The following is a 14,616-nucleotide window of genomic DNA, read 5'->3' as shown; positions in this document are numbered from 1 at the left end:
TTATAATGGTTGTTGGCTTAAGTGATTAGTCTTTTCTTTTATTAGCTCGCGTATCCATGTGAGCGCGGGATCTTGGTCTCGGTCTTTGTGCCAAAATAGGGTGTAGGCCATTGGCGGAAGATCGGTTGGTAACGGAACAACCACAAGATCTAAGAACTGCTCTATGTAGCGACAAAAGTGGCGCGGCGCTGTAAATACAAAGTCGGTATAAGAACACAAATTAGCGGCGCTGTTGAAGTCAGGTACGTACATGGCAATGTCGCGCTCTAGCCCTACATCTGCTAAACGAAAATCAAGTAGCCAACGGTCATTGCCATCGCAGCGAACTTGCACGTGTCTTTCTGCAAGGTAAGCATTTAGGTCCCACGGCTTGTCAAGAATCGGGTGGTCTTTGCGCACGAGGCAAACCTGTACATCACGGTAGATTTCCTGCCAGCATATGTCTCTAGGCGGTAGCATCGTCATGGCGGCATCGTTAAGGTTAATGTCTTTGCCGGTTATGCCTAAATCCATTTCACCTGATTGAAGTTGTTTGAATGTGTCTAAGGACCAGCTGTGGGTATTGATTTTTAGTTGTGGCGCCTGCTGAAAAATGTCAGGTAAAAAATGAGGTAAAATAAGTGGGTAGACACTTTCAACTAATGCGATATGAACGCGACGTGTTGAAGTTTCTGGGTCAAATGCTTCAGGTTGGGTGATGGATTCAAGTTGAAAAATCAAAGCTTCAAGTTTTGGTTTTAAGTACAAACACTTTGGGCTGGGCTTTAAACCATGTGATGTGCGATAAAAGAGTGGGTCATCAAATTGCTCTCGCAGTTTGGCCAAAGACTTGCTGACGGCGGATTGCGTTAAACACAAGCGAGATGCGGTTCTTGTTACGTTCAGTTCCTCAATTAATACATTGAGACAAACCAAAAGATTAAGGTCGATACGACCAAGCTGTTCGATATTCATGTGAAATTCCTATTTGGAATATCTGGGATGAGGATTTGCCATTTCCATTCATGTTGCCTTCATCATAAACTCTGCGGCAGAGATATGTCATCCAGTAATTAATAGAGTCATTATGCCAACCACGAATCCAACCAAACTTCAGCTTACCTTATTGGTGCTACTTGTACTGTTTAGCCCACTGGCGATCGATATCTACCTGCCAGCTTTACCTACGATGGCGCAAGCGTTTCACGTGGAACACACTTTGGCTCAAGATACGATTACTTGGTTTCTGTTTGCTATGGGCGTTGGGCAATTATTTGCTGGCCCTATGGCAGACCGTTACGGACGTCGAACTGTTGCATTGGGTGGCGTGTTCATCTATGGATTGAGTGCTTGCTTGGCGTGGGCCGCTCAATCAATTGAATGGATGCTCATTGCTAGACTGCTACAAGGCCTCGGTGCATGTGCAACATCGGTAGCAGCCTTTGCGACAGTTCGCGATCTATTTGGCCCGAAAAAAAGCGGCAAAATGATCAGCTACCTGAATGGGGCTATTTGCTTCATTCCTGCCTTAGCCCCAATCTTAGGTGCATGGTTAACGCAGCAATTTGGTTGGCGCAGTAACTTTAGTTTTATGGGGGGATTTGCACTGGTCGTTGGTATTACGTTGATGATTGGTATGAAGGAGACCAACCCTGCACCGTCGAAGGAAGCTCTGTTCAAGCCACAGCGTTACTGGCAAGTATTACAGCACCCAAGCTTCGTGTTCCATGCATCACTTTGTATGTTGGGAATGGCCGTGATTCTGGCTTATGTAACCTCGGCACCAGTAGTCCTAATGGGTAACTTAGGCTTAGACATGAACGCGTTTACGTTCTGGTTTGGTATCAATGCAGTTGTGAACATCATTAGCTGCTTAGTTGCACCGAAACTGATGGACAAGTTCGGTACTCACAAAATGCTTATGGCCGGGATCGTCTCTTTACTATTCTCTGGTGTTTTGATGTTGGCCTTGCTGAGTAGCCAAACGGCTTGGGCCTTTATGGTACCCATTTTTCTTTCTTCAGTTGGTTTTGCCTTTATCATGGGCGGAGCAGCAGGAAAAGCATTGGCGCCATTTGGAGACAAAGCAGGTACTGCTGCTGCACTGCTAGGGTTGTTCCAAATGAGTGGTGCTGGGCTTATTGTTGGTACAATGCAAAGATTAGATTTCACTCCTCATGTGATGATTGCTCTGCATATGTGGTTGTTAGCGCCAGGATTATTCATTTTGTTGAGTAAAGTAGGAAAGCATTGGCATAGCGAATCGGCCGCCTAAGATTTAACTTAAGTACAAAGTAATATTGGTTGTTTTCCATTCGCATCAAAGAGGTGTATTATTAAGGCTTATCTCCCTCAAATTAAGCGAATACTACAACCATGTCTTTGACGACTTATGAAATGGCGAAAAGGCTAGAGCAGCTAGAAGAGTCTCCGGAAAAAGTAATGTTTGGTAAATTACTTCAGGAACTCGGAAATCAAAGCGAAGAGCGAATTCGTAGTGCGGCTAAACAAGTGCCTTTGGCTAATTTGCGAGATATCGTTTATCAGTTTCAAAAAGTCATCGAATCTCGTAAAGGTGAGCAAGTTCAAGGCATCGCTGATGAGCTAGCTGAAAAGGGTATTTCGGCTGAAGAACTAAAAGCGTTTATCGAAAATAGATAAAGCTTGAAACACTAAAGCGCGGATGCGCAAAGATATTTTGAAGGTCAGCATGAAGCTGGCCTTTTTTATTGCCTTAAAAAACATTCAGGCTAGGAAATAAAAAAATGGACAGCTCTCGCTGTCCATTGCCACCAAACTATAGGGGGAGGTGATCGAAAACTAAATTTTTCCTTCGCTGCCACACACGCGAATTTTGTCCATAACAACTTTCTTCATTGCTTCTTTACCGGGTACGATGTACTTGCGGGGGTCATTGGCTTCTGGGTTTTCTTTGAAATGCAGTTTGACCGCGTCGGCAAAGGCAATTTTTAGTTCTGTCGCCACATTTACTTTGCACACGCCTAGCTCGATACAGCGTCTAACGGCTGCGTCTGGTACCCCTGATGCTCCATGTAGAACGAGTGGAATATCGACCACATTGCGGATCTTTGCCAATCGCTCGAAATCCAATTTTGGTTCAGCTTTATACATACCGTGAGCGGTACCAATGGCGACGGCCAGCGAATCTATCCCTGTGCGGCGGATGAACTCTGCGGCAGCGCCAGGATCGGTCATAAGCGCGTCGGCACTTTCTACTATGAGGTCGTCTTCTTGGCCTCCGAGGCGTCCGAGTTCTGCTTCTACGCTGGCATCAAAGCGGTTGCAGTACTGGACAACCTGTCGAACCGTTTCTATATTTTGGTCGAACGCAAAATGAGAACCATCAATCATGACTGAGCGAATACCATGCTGAACTTTTTGTTGGATATCGCTAAAAGACTCATGGTGATCGAGGTGTAAGACCAATGGAACTGAGTGCTTGTGAGCTGCTTCTTTACAGATGCTAATCAAATAGTCAGTACCGGCATAATCGTAGGTACCTGGTGTACCCGCGAGGATAACAGGGGATCCCATTTCTGAGGCGGTCTCAACAACAACTTGTACTGTTTCAAGATTATGGATATTGAAGGCCGGAACCGCATAGCCACCAAGTTGAGCGCGTTTTAACATTTCACGAGAAGAAATCAGATACATAGTGCCTCCGGGCAACGAGATGGGTTGGCAGAAAATACGAGTTTGCCGTTTACCCATGTGTTCAAAACTAAATGATGTTCATCAAGCGCAACCATTGAAGCGCGCTTGCCAATTGAGAGGGTGCCTATTTGGTTCTCTAGGCTGAGAGATTGAGCGGGTACCTTCGAGGCATACATCCACGCTTTTTCCAATGGCAGATTGAGCCATTTACTTAGGTTCAAAACTGCTTGAAGTAAATGTAAGGTACTGCCAGCGAGGCTACCGCAAGGAGTGCGTACTTCACCGCTGTTCACCTGTACTTCAAATTCACCAAGCTGATAGGTGCCATCTGGCATCCCTGCAGCTTGCATCGCATCGGTAATTAACGTTAGACGCTCACCACAACAGCGATGGGCCACATCAATGGCTGTAGGGTGAACATGCATACCGTCTGCAATTATTTCGACATAGCTGTTAGGATGACAAAGGCCGACACCAACCACTCCAGGGTCTCTATGATGTAACCCGCGCATGCCGTTGTAGCAATGCACTATGCCATCAGCGCCCGCGTTGAATGCGGCTTCTACTTGCTCTGAATTTGCGTCTGTATGCCCAAGCATGACCTTAACGTTGTTGCGTTTAAGATGTTTAATCGCTTGTGCTGCGTTGCTTTTTTCCGGCGCTAGCGCGACGGTGATCAGGCTGTTGTCTGAATAAGAAATCCAGTTATCTAATTCTTCACAATCGAGTTCACGGAACCAAGCTTCAGGATGAGCGCCTTTGTGTCTTGCGGTAAAGTAAGGGCCTTCTAAATAGCCACCTAATAACTCTGCACCACTAAGGCCTTCCGCACGACTCTTGCCAATTTGTCTTAATGCGTTTTTTATCTTGTCGACTGGAGCGGTAACTGTTGTCGCAACAAAAGCCGTGACACCATGCTTGGCAAAGTAAGTCGACATATTTTCTAAACTGGAGTGGCTTGCATCCATCACATCGCTGTTATTTGCTCCATGCACATGAGAGTCAACCAAGCCTGGTAGTAACATTGCATTGCCCACGTCGTGATAGTTGGTCGGCGCATCAGGGCTATTCGTTGCTTGAATTGAGCGAATAATGCCAAGTTCGTCAAAGCTAACGATACAGTCGTGCTGCCATTGCTGATCAACAAGCACACGGCCAGCTCTAATGTGTTGTAGGTTAGATTCCATCTTCAACGGTTTCCTGTTGATGGGACTTGCTAAGTTCATCATGGAGACTTGTCATGCCTCGGTGCCCACAAGTCAGTGCCTGACTACGAAATTCGACTAATGACAATTCATCTCGTTCTAGCAGCATTTCAGCAACCATTTGTAAGTTGGTTCCCGTTAATACTTCGATCTTGTCTTGTTGTTGGCTCAGTAATGAAGCGGTTCTAAAAGGCGTACCTCCAAGCAAGTCAGTGAGAAACACCACACCTTCGCCCGTATCAATGTCAGACAAGGCTGTACGCATCGCCGCTTCAAGTTGCGGTGTCGTCATCTCTGCAGGAAAATCAATGGCTCTGAATTGCTCTTGTTCGCCAATCACTTGGTGAATCGCTTGCTCTATGCCGCTCGCAAAGCCACCATGGCCTGATAAAATTACTGCGATCATATTCATTCCTTTTAGGGGCTGGATATCAGCCCCATTACTACTGAAATAATGTTGAGTTCAGGCTTACAAGAAGCCCATAAAGCGACCCGCAATACCCAATGTCATTGTGATAACAATCAGACGAAGTGGGCTCCAGCCACGTTTCACCAAGGCGTACATCGCTAAGGTGTAGACCAGTGGCAAGAACGCAGGCATCAGTTTGTCGATAACGTCGGCTTGCAGTTTCACGACGGCATCACCAGCGGTGATCTCTGCTGTGGTTGCTAAGCGAACATACGTGGCAACCAAGGCTCCGATTACCGTCATACCAACGATAGAAGCGGCATGGCCGACTTTCTTGGTGTTGGCTTTTATTAGCGGAATGGCCGATACCCCCATACGGTAGGCATAATGAGCAAGACCAAAGCGAAGCCCGAAGTGCACAACGTTAAACAGTACGAAGAAGAACACCGCGCCCATAATGGAACCTTGCAGAGCAAGGTCGGCACCAATACCACCACATATAGGAAGCAAAGTTAGCCAGAACATCGCATCACCGATACCGCCCATAGGGGCACCAACGGCAATTTTGGTACTTTGAATACTGTTGATGTTCTGCTTAGAGCTTTCCATCGCCAGTACAATGCCCATCACGAACGTAACTAGGAATGGGTGAGTATTAAAGAACCCCATGTGACCTTTCATTGACTTGGCTAAGTCGGCTTTGTTCGGGTGAATCTTTTTCAATGCAGGTAAAATGCCGTAGAGCCAACCCGATGCTTGCATTCTTTCGTAGTTAAACGAGGCTTGGAGTAACAGAGAACGCCATGCCATGCGGTTAATGTCAGATTTAGTCAACTCAACGCCGACTTCCTTATTTTCGTATTCGTCATCAGAGACACCTGGAGCAGGTTGCACTTCAGTGTTGAGGCGGCGAACATCAATTTCATTGCTTACATTAGATTCCATCTTCAAGGTCCTCAGCTGGTGCAGTAACAGGTGCAGGTTCGGTTTTTCTCATGAAGTCGATAACAGCCATAGCCGTTGCCGCACACGCGATAGCGAGAATGGGTAGCTGTAACCATGCCGCTGCAACGAAACCTAAGATGAAGTAAGGGATGTAAACGTTCTTCATCATGATTTTCATCAGAACAGCAAAACCAATCGCTGGCATGATGCCGCCCGCAACACCTAATCCATCAATGAGTTCTTTTGGTAAGGTTTGTACAATGTTGCCGGCGTGTTCTGCGCCTAGGTAAATTGGCAAGAACGCACATAAGAAGTAGAAAACCCCAAGAACAGACAGAGCAAAATAGTTAATCTTCTCAATGCCATCTGTGTCGGCATTCTCAGCGTATTCATCACATTTTGACATCACGGCAGACATTGCGGAGAACAGCAAAGTAATGCCCATTTGTACGGCAACAGCAAATGGGACAGCCACGCCAACCGCGACGTTCGGCTCAACCTTGGTGGTGATGGCGAATGTGGTACCAACGATGGTGCCGATGATCACGTTTGGTGGCTGTGCTCCTGCAAGAGGGGCAAGGCCCATCCAAATCAGCTCTAACGTACCACCAACCAAAATACCGGTTTGCAGATCACCAAGGATTAAGCCCACTAGCGGGCCTAACACCACTGGGCGGTGAAAGTGGGTTAACCCGTTAAACAGGTCTAACCCAGCGAAGAAAGCAAGAATGCCGAGCATTGCTGCTTGCATAAATCCTATATCCATAACTTTGTTCCTTTTTAAAGTAGGGTAAAGATGTCAGTTGCACTTTCGGTTGGCACACCTTGTATCGAGCAGGTGACACCCAGTGCTTTTAGTTGCGAGAATTCATCCACGTCTTCCGCATTAACAGAAACCGTTTTAGAAATCTGTTTCTTACCGTCGGCAAAATGCATGTTGCCAACGTTAATGTTTTTAATCGGTACACCGCCTGCAACGAGCTGGCGGAAATCTTTCGGGCTCTTACAGACCAGTAGAATTTTTTGTCTGTCTGCGGCTTTGTTGATGGTGTCGATGGTTTTTTGAATGCTCCAGAAGCGAATGGCGATCCCTTCAGCCAAGACCATTTCCATTAAGTTTTGCTGGATGGTGTCTTGTGCGACTTCGTCATTAGCTACGACCACAATGTTTGCGCCAGCAAAGCCAACCCATTGCACCCCAACTTGTCCATGGACTAGGCGTTCATCAATTCTGCTCAATACAATATTCGGCATGGTGATTTCCTTATTTGAAACACGTTAATTTAGTGAGTTATTATTGGTATTGGTGAATCGTGACGCCCTGAACAACACGGTTAACCTCACCGCTCGGACAAGGGTTATCAGGGCCTAAACCCAGCTGCAGCGATTTTTCAAATGCCAACATTTGGGCAAAAATGATGTATGGGAAGCAAAGCCACTCTTGATCTAGGTTTGTATGCCCGAGTTCAAGCACGTTCTCACCATCCAGAGGTTGCTCCGTCAGCGCCACTAAGCCCATGGCTTGGCCGTCTTGACGGAGTTCGTTATACAGGTCTGTGTCGTACTGTCGGGTATAGTCGTCACTAGAAAAAAGCTGTATCACTAAGGCTTCTGAATTGATGAAAAACTTAGGACCGTGACGAAAACCCAATGAAGAGTCAAAGCAAGTCGTCACAGCACCAGCGCTTAGTTCGAGTGACTTTAGAGAAGCTTCTTGAGCAAGGCCGGTAAAGCCTCCGCTGCCTAACACAATGAGGCGCTGGTAAGGAAGAGTTGCCAGTTTTTTTGTTGCTTGTTGCCATTGCACTAATTTGCTTTCGCATAAGCTGGCAATACGATCGATAGTTTGTTTCAACTCTAAAACCGGTTGTGGGTTAAGTAAGTAGAGAGCTGACATCAGCATACAAGTGAAGCTGGATGTCATCGCAAAACTTTGATCATTAGAGCCGTCAGGCATGTTGACGCACAGTGCGTTATCGGCATTCTTGGCGTGTTGTGCGAGAGAGCCCTCAGGATTACAGTTAAGAAACAGGTGATAACATTCATCAACCAGTTGATCACCAAGTCGCACCGCCGCCACACTTTCTGGGCTGTTTCCGGAACGGGCAAATGACACGATTAGAGTTGGGCGGCTTGGATCTAAATATTGCTCTGGATTGGAGACGATATCGGTCGTTGCAACAGCTTCAACGTGAAAGCCAATCTTAGCGCTTAAGAATGGCGCTAGAGCTGCACCTGCGAATGCAGATGTTCCTGCACCCGTAAGTACAATACGCAATTTTTTCTTTGCGAAAATTGGTGTTAAAAACGCATCTATTTCAGCTTTATTTTGATCTAAAAGGGATGCTAAGTTCCGCCACAGCTTCGGTTGATGTTCTACTTCGCGAGCGGTATGAATGCCATTCTTCTCAGATAGCCAAGCATCAGAATAGCCTAAGTAATTGTTCATAATACGGTCTCCTTAGGCGCCAGCGCATTGAAATAACAGGCTTGCGCGTAAACTTGGGTAACTTCCATTACCTTGTGAATGATGAGTTGTTTTGGATCGTTGATAATGTGTTCAGCGATGACGGCCTTAGCTTGATTGGCCATGTATTGGCTCAGCAAAGTGATAGGCGCAGGATTATTGGTGAGATTGTCCATCATCAGGCTTAAAGCTTGTTGCACTTGAGGGTGCGGCCAGTAGTAGCGAATTCGGTCACTTAAGCTGTACGCGCAATCCAAATATTGTTGGTGTCCACTGGCTTGGTAATAACTCTGCCAGTAATTGGGTTGTTCTCGCATGACTTGTTCTAACGTTGCACGCAAGTGAGACGCTTGATGGCTGCCAAGCCATTCTTGTTCGATTCGGTCTAGTGCAAACAAGGCTTCACGCAAAGCAAACGTGAGTGCAGGGCCCACTTTTAATATGGCAAAGTGATCACGTACCAAATGCTGGTACGCTGAGTCGCACTGGTAATCTGTTGAGTGAGCTTCGAACACCATGTGCGGTTGGCTTTCAATAAACCCAGATAACTTCAGTGCTTTGTTTGGTTGGTAGTGAGCCACGTTGTGATGGTCAAACTCAACGCCAGGCTGAACGACCAAACCAATCACTCGTGACCATACCTGAGTCAAACCAAAGGATTGAAAGGCTTGATAATGAGCATCTATGGTGTCTTTGGCCGCAGTTGGCGTCGTTACTGCTAGTGTGTCTTCCATATCATGTTGCGCGCCGCCGGGAACTGGAACTTCTGTGCCAATAACGTAAACGGGTGCTTCGCCGCCAGCTTGTTGCCATGCATGTTCCGCAATGTCACATAGTCTTGCTGCGCGTTGCGCGATTATTTCGTCTGTGAGTGGTGTTGGGTCACCGGCGCACGGCATCGAGCAATCGAGATGTATCTTGCGAAAACCAGCCAGTACGTAATCACGAATCAAAATATCGGACTTTGCCATGGCTTGTTCGGCGCTAAGCGCTTGCCAGCAGTTTGGCCCTAAGTGATCACCACCAAGTAGAATTTTATTACGATCGAACGCCATTGAGTCTGCTAGGTCGTAGACGAAATCAACGAAGGCCTGTGGTTGCATTCCGGTATAGCCGCCGTCTTGGTTGACCTGATTGGATGTAGCTTCAATCAACACCAATTGGTCGTCATTTTTTGCTTGAGTAAGCGCAGCTTCCAAAACTAAAGGGTGCGCAGAACACACTGCGTAGATACCGCTCGCGTGCCCTTGTTTATGCTGTTGAATTAAATCTATAAGCGCTTTCATCACAATTCCTAGTGAGTTTCTTGGTCAGCGATAATGACTTCCACACCCATATCAACCAGTTGTTGGTGATAGTGGGTTGGGATGTGGCTGTCGGTAATGAGAATGTCGATATCTTGAGCTGCACGGATCATGCAAAAGCTTTTTCGGCCAAACTTGCTGGAGTCTGTTACGGCAATGACTTGTTTGGCGGCTTGGCACATGGCTCTATTGATACGTGCTTCATTTTGGTTTGGTGTGGTGATTCCTGCTTCTAAATCAAAGCCATCAACACCCAGAAAGAGTTTGTCGAAATGAAAATCTTTAATTTGCAGTTCGCCGTGTGCACCAGTCAGGGAACAAGATGCACGGCGCAGATTGCCGCCGACAACATGAAGATCTATGTTGCTGTAACCGCTAAGTAGGTAGGCGGTATTCAAAGCGTTTGTCATGACGACTAAGCCTTGAGTCTTGCTTAAGTAAGGGGGCATACAACTAATGGTTGAACCTGAATCGAGAATAACGGCTTCACCGTCATTAATTTTGCTTGCGGCGATGAAAGCAATTCGGTCTTTAATATTGCGGTTAAGTTGGCCCTTTTGATGAAGCGGTTGATCAAAAGCGAAATTGGGGTTGAGGGTTGCACCACCGTAGCAACGAAATACACAGCCTTGTTGCTCAAGTAAATTGAGGTCGTGGCGAATCGTCACCGCAGAAACAGAAAACTGACCGACTAAGTCGTCAACTTTCGTAGCGCCGTTAAGGCGTACTTGTTTCATTATTTTCTGACGACGTTCGCTGCTTTTCATTATTGCGCTCTCAACTTTCAATTTAGTAATTGTTCAGTCTTTCGACCTTTCGTTTCCTTTCGTTGTTAATTAGAGCACCGAAAGGGAAAGCAAAGTTGACGCTAGATCACAGCTGTAATCGAAAGCAAAAGTAAGTAAAAAACCTTTCGCTTTGTATTAAGTGAAAGGGTTTTTTCTTTCGTTTTATGACTGAAGAGTGGTGAGAAGTTCGGTGGTATAAGGCTTTTTATAAAAGCAAAGCGAAAGGGTGGTTTACTGAGGGATTTATAAGAGCATTTCAGTCTTTGGGGTGACCGTGATCACACAATGCAGAAAAGTGAAAAAATTAGCTAAGAGAATTATCAGTAATAAGAAGTAAAAAACGACTCAATAGTAAACGAGCCGTCATTAGTCTGTGGCGAGTATCAGTCGTCTGCGATGATGACAGTGACACCATGTTGCTCTAATGAAGATTTATAATGGCTAGGAATGCCTTTATCAGTAATCAAGGTATCGATGTTTTGGGCAGCCGTGATGATGCAAAAACTTTTTTGCTCAAACTTGGATGAATCCGTTACTGCGATGACTTGTTTAGCTACTCGGCACATGATTCGATTCAGTTGTGCTTCCCCTTTGTGAGGTGTCGTGATTCCCGACTCTAATTCAAAGCCATCGACACCTAGAAAGACCTTATCAAACCGATACTGACTAAGGTGGCTTTCTGCATTGGCTCCGTGAATGGAGAAAGAGTCTTGGCGCATGGTTCCGCCAGCAATGATCACCTCTACTTTTGGATAGCTCGCAAGGTGGTAAGCAATGTTGATGGCATTAGTAAATACGACTAGAGAGACGTCGTCAGATAGGTTAAGTGCGATCTGTTCGGTAGTCGAACCCGAATCTAAAATGATGTTCTCTCCCGGTTGGATTAACTTTAATGCTTCGTGTGCAATTTGAGCTTTGATATTGGTGTTTATTTTTCCCTTAATCTTAAGAGAACGATCAAAAGCGAACTGCTTATTGAGGGTTGCTCCACCATAAACCCGTTCTACACAGCCTTGCTTTTCAAGTAATCGTAGATCGTTACGAATTGTGACTTTGGATACACCAAATTCGCTAGAGAAGTCTTCAACCGTGCCTGTTCCGTGGGTTTGAATGTGTTCGATGATGTGTTCGCGTCGCTGGGCTGTCGTAGTCATAGTCAATTACATCTTGTTACTTTCTAGGCAGCAAAACATGTTTGTTGCAGTTTGGCTTCTATTTATGCGCTTGAATTCGTAAAAACATAACCAACATCAAACTTCAATAATACATGGTGTTGTTTTCTTGATTAAAAAACAAAAAAGCGCAGGTAAGTAAACCTTACCTGCGCTTTGCATTTTAGAGAGAAACCGTTAGCTAGTGGTTTCTACTTTACGTCTTAACAATGCGTCTGTGGAAATGACTCCCGGCCCCCAAACAACGACGATCAGTATCATTAAGCCCCATAACTGGTGGTCAAAGAAACCGCCGTCCCATAATACGGGATAGGAGACAACTGCCATGATGTTGAACACGAATAGAGCTGCAGCCATTGGGCGAGTTAGCAACCCGAGCACCAAAAATGCCGGTAAACTGAGTTCAGTCGCGGTGCCTACATAAGCGGCAAGTTGCCATGGTAACAGTGGAACCTGATATTCGTACTCAAACAAATAGAGTGTACTGTCCCAAGTGGCGATTTTGGTTAGGCCGGAATTAAAGAAGACATAGCCAACCCAAATTCTACATGCCAATAATAGAATGGGTACAAATAGAGATTGCAGAGTCGCGATCAATTGATCGTAACGAGCCAAATTTTGATTCATGTTCATTCTACGTTCTCCTTTGTCGCCAATTCAAAACCTATCACCAATTGATGGTTCACCAAATCGGCTAAGTGTGGCAAAAGCTCGGCAGGCAATGTGCCTAAGGTATGCGGTGCTAAACAGTGTTCCAATAGCTTAAAGCTCAATGGGTTTAATGGTGTAATGTGCGCTTGGTGAGCTTCGTCGACATAGACGACACCTTGCTCTGCTTTACTTAAATCAAGGTTATCTAGCTGATTGTTCTTAATTCCGTGCCATAAACTGAATACGGCATAATCGCTAGCCAGCACGTGAAGATTGTTCTGTAACTTCAGTTGAACAAAAGGCTGTTGATCTGCATCTATCTGACTCAGGTTTTCCAGTGGGAGTACATTAAGATCGGCAACAGAAGATATGTTGCTCGATTGATTGCTTGTATCAAGCAGCCACTCGAGAGCCGCGACATCGAGTAAGTAGGGTGCTTGTTGTATGACTTGTTCAAATTGCTCAATACTGTTAGTAAAATTAGCGCCGTAGTGGGTCACATCACCTTGTTGTAGCGGGTTGTTCAGTACGTGATGTCGAGCTATCTGCATGAAGCACTCTTCCCCGACCAGAGCCAATACTTGCGGGTAAGTTGCTTGCAGAACCTCACTCAAACTGATGATGTAGTTGTTGCGATAGATCTGCATACGCTGATCCGCAGCAAAGTGATCACTATGAATATTGCACTCTTCCCCTTTTGCTTGGTAATTCAAGGCATCAGCAAAACGGGACTGTAGGTTAGCCAGCGATAGAGTCATGAATAATGCCTCCGTGTTTCGCTTTGTGTAAGTACCCACTTGCGGTTTTCGCTTCACCCAGTAACACTTCAACGTTAGGAATATCGAGATCCCATTCAATTAGGGTGTGCTTAGCACCATGTTGGGAGATCCAAGTTTGAAACAGTTGCCAAACTTCGTCGCTGACGGGTTTACTGTGCGTATCGATCCAGATTTCCCCTTGTGGGTACTGCTTTACGGTGAAGCCCGCAAGATGAATTTCATCAACAGCGTTTGCGTTGATGGTTTGAATATAGTGGTTAGCATCGAATTGGTGATTGAACGCGGATACATGAATGTTATTGAAATCCAGCAACAATCGGCAATCAGTTCTTTGGTGTACTTGGTTTAAGAAGTCCCACTCATCAATGGTGGAATGATTGAATTTCATGTAACTGGATGGGTTTTCAATCAGTAACGGTCTACCGATGTAATCCTGAACTTGAAGTACATTGCGGCAAAATACATCCAGTGCTTCTTCTGTATAAGGAAGGGGCAGCAAGTCGTTAAAGTGATGACCACCATTTTCGCTCCAACTTAAATGATCAGAAACCATGATGGGGTTAAGGTCATCGACTAACGTTTTCAATTGTCGTAAATGAGATTGGCTGACCTGGTTGACTGAGCCAAGGGACAAACCAATACCATGACAGCTTATTGGGTATTTATCTGCGATCGCATTTAATTGGATACGGGATGGTGAACGAGGTTGGAAATAGTTCTCACTGTGGATTTCAAGCCAGCCCAAATCGGTAGGAGTGTGCTCAAAAAAGTCTAAGTGAGGAGTTCGCAAACCGACTCCAACTAATGGATGCATTGAATTTCTCCGAAATGAATAAAAGGTAACAGCTCAGCAGGGCGTGCTAATTGAGCCCTGCTGAATAAACTGTTTATTATGAAGACATGGTGCTGCCGCCAGCCAATTTGCCACAAAGTCCTTTTGGCATTACAACGAATGCATCTTTTTGGAAATCTTCTTTAGCTGTACCTGCACATGAGCTGCTTTTGGTAGCACAGTCATTTTTGCCCGCTTTACTTACTCCGTAGCATTTCTCTTTTTCAGCCGCGACAGCAGACGTCGCAGTTAACGCTGTGCCTCCAAGAGCTAGAAGACCTGTGATAGCAGCAGTAACAGCAAGATTAGATTTTTTCATAATAAATTCCTCGAACTTGATCCATAGTTTCTTTAATTATCACAACTTGGTTTTTTGTCGCTTTGCTCAAGTTGCTTACCTAATTAGATTA

General features: G+C 45.5%; 17 protein-coding genes. 2 read left to right on the top strand and 15 right to left on the bottom strand.

Going from position 1 to position 14,616, the window contains the following annotated elements; genetic code table 11:
* The gene (locus QWZ04_RS04765) at positions 1-954 is read right to left on the bottom strand and encodes a LysR family transcriptional regulator (RefSeq protein WP_290325468.1); all 954 of its coding nucleotides are present in this window, start codon (positions 952-954) and stop codon (positions 1-3) included.
* Between the two features lie 112 nt (positions 955-1,066).
* Here QWZ04_RS04765 and QWZ04_RS04760 point away from each other — a divergent pair, with 112 nt between their 5' ends.
* The gene (locus QWZ04_RS04760; RefSeq protein ID WP_290325465.1) at positions 1,067-2,254 is read left to right on the top strand and encodes a multidrug effflux MFS transporter; all 1,188 of its coding nucleotides are present in this window, start codon (positions 1,067-1,069) and stop codon (positions 2,252-2,254) included.
* Positions 2,255-2,355: 101 nt separating this feature from the next.
* Complete coding sequence (gene tsrA / locus QWZ04_RS04755; RefSeq protein ID WP_290325463.1) at positions 2,356-2,640, top strand: H-NS-like global regulator TsrA; 285 nt, start codon at positions 2,356-2,358, stop codon at positions 2,638-2,640.
* 159 nt (positions 2,641-2,799) lie between these two features.
* On the opposite strand, the gene QWZ04_RS04750 is transcribed toward tsrA, so the two are convergent.
* The 14 genes from QWZ04_RS04750 to QWZ04_RS04685 all read right to left on the bottom strand — a co-directional run bounded on the left by QWZ04_RS04750 (position 2,800) and on the right by QWZ04_RS04685 (position 14,525).
* The gene (locus QWZ04_RS04750; RefSeq protein WP_290325461.1) at positions 2,800-3,654 is read right to left on the bottom strand and encodes a tagatose bisphosphate family class II aldolase; all 855 of its coding nucleotides are present in this window, start codon (positions 3,652-3,654) and stop codon (positions 2,800-2,802) included.
* Positions 3,645-4,841, bottom strand: coding sequence for an N-acetylglucosamine-6-phosphate deacetylase (gene nagA / locus QWZ04_RS04745; protein WP_290325459.1), 1,197 nt, complete (start codon positions 4,839-4,841; stop codon positions 3,645-3,647). The genes QWZ04_RS04750 and nagA overlap by 10 nt, the downstream gene beginning before the upstream one ends.
* Positions 4,831-5,265 (bottom strand): PTS galactosamine/N-acetylgalactosamine transporter subunit IIA, encoded by a 435-nt coding sequence (gene agaF, locus QWZ04_RS04740; RefSeq protein ID WP_290325457.1) that lies wholly within the window; start codon positions 5,263-5,265, stop codon positions 4,831-4,833. Before agaF ends, nagA begins: the two co-directional genes overlap by 11 nt.
* A 63-nt stretch (positions 5,266-5,328) precedes the next feature.
* Positions 5,329-6,213 carry a PTS N-acetylgalactosamine transporter subunit IID gene (gene agaE, locus QWZ04_RS04735; RefSeq protein ID WP_102523553.1) on the bottom strand — a complete coding sequence of 295 codons (885 nt, stop codon included), beginning with the start codon at positions 6,211-6,213 and terminating at the stop codon, positions 5,329-5,331.
* Positions 6,203-6,979 carry a PTS N-acetylgalactosamine transporter subunit IIC gene (gene agaW / locus QWZ04_RS04730; protein WP_102523552.1) on the bottom strand — a complete coding sequence of 259 codons (777 nt, stop codon included), beginning with the start codon at positions 6,977-6,979 and terminating at the stop codon, positions 6,203-6,205. Before agaW ends, agaE begins: the two co-directional genes overlap by 11 nt.
* Before the next feature lie 14 nt (positions 6,980-6,993).
* Entirely contained in the window at positions 6,994-7,467 is a 474-nt protein-coding gene (gene agaV, locus QWZ04_RS04725; protein ID WP_102523551.1) for a PTS N-acetylgalactosamine transporter subunit IIB, read from the bottom strand.
* Positions 7,468-7,507: 40 nt separating this feature from the next.
* Entirely contained in the window at positions 7,508-8,662 is a 1,155-nt protein-coding gene (locus QWZ04_RS04720; RefSeq protein WP_290325451.1) for an SIS domain-containing protein, read from the bottom strand.
* A complete protein-coding gene (locus QWZ04_RS04715; protein WP_290325449.1) occupies positions 8,659-9,966 on the bottom strand; it encodes a D-tagatose-bisphosphate aldolase, class II, non-catalytic subunit in 1,308 nt (435 codons plus the stop codon). Before QWZ04_RS04715 ends, QWZ04_RS04720 begins: the two co-directional genes overlap by 4 nt.
* An 8-nt stretch (positions 9,967-9,974) precedes the next feature.
* Entirely contained in the window at positions 9,975-10,751 is a 777-nt protein-coding gene (gene agaR / locus QWZ04_RS04710; RefSeq protein ID WP_290325447.1) for a transcriptional repressor AgaR, read from the bottom strand.
* A 404-nt stretch (positions 10,752-11,155) separates the two neighbouring features.
* Entirely contained in the window at positions 11,156-11,926 is a 771-nt protein-coding gene (agaR, locus tag QWZ04_RS04705) for a transcriptional repressor AgaR (protein ID WP_290325445.1), read from the bottom strand.
* 195 nt (positions 11,927-12,121) lie between these two features.
* Positions 12,122-12,577: a DoxX family protein gene (locus QWZ04_RS04700; RefSeq protein WP_290325443.1), complete on the bottom strand. Its 456-nt coding sequence runs from the start codon at positions 12,575-12,577 to the stop codon at positions 12,122-12,124.
* Positions 12,574-13,353, bottom strand: coding sequence for an HvfC/BufC N-terminal domain-containing protein (locus tag QWZ04_RS04695; RefSeq protein ID WP_290325441.1), 780 nt, complete (start codon positions 13,351-13,353; stop codon positions 12,574-12,576). Before QWZ04_RS04695 ends, QWZ04_RS04700 begins: the two co-directional genes overlap by 4 nt.
* A complete protein-coding gene (bufB, locus tag QWZ04_RS04690) occupies positions 13,334-14,188 on the bottom strand; it encodes an MNIO family bufferin maturase (RefSeq protein ID WP_290325439.1) in 855 nt (284 codons plus the stop codon). Before bufB ends, QWZ04_RS04695 begins: the two co-directional genes overlap by 20 nt.
* A 76-nt stretch (positions 14,189-14,264) precedes the next feature.
* Positions 14,265-14,525, bottom strand: a complete 261-nt coding sequence (locus QWZ04_RS04685; RefSeq protein ID WP_102523544.1) for a BufA1 family periplasmic bufferin-type metallophore — start codon at positions 14,523-14,525, stop codon at positions 14,265-14,267.
* Positions 14,526-14,616 lie beyond the last annotated feature (91 nt).

The sequence above is a fragment of the Vibrio tapetis subsp. quintayensis genome, from assembly GCF_030409945.1.
Lineage (GTDB): Bacteria > Pseudomonadota > Gammaproteobacteria > Enterobacterales > Vibrionaceae > Vibrio > Vibrio quintayensis.
The sequence above is the reverse complement of the archived record's forward strand: the minus strand, read 5'-3'. Positions and strand labels throughout refer to the sequence as shown.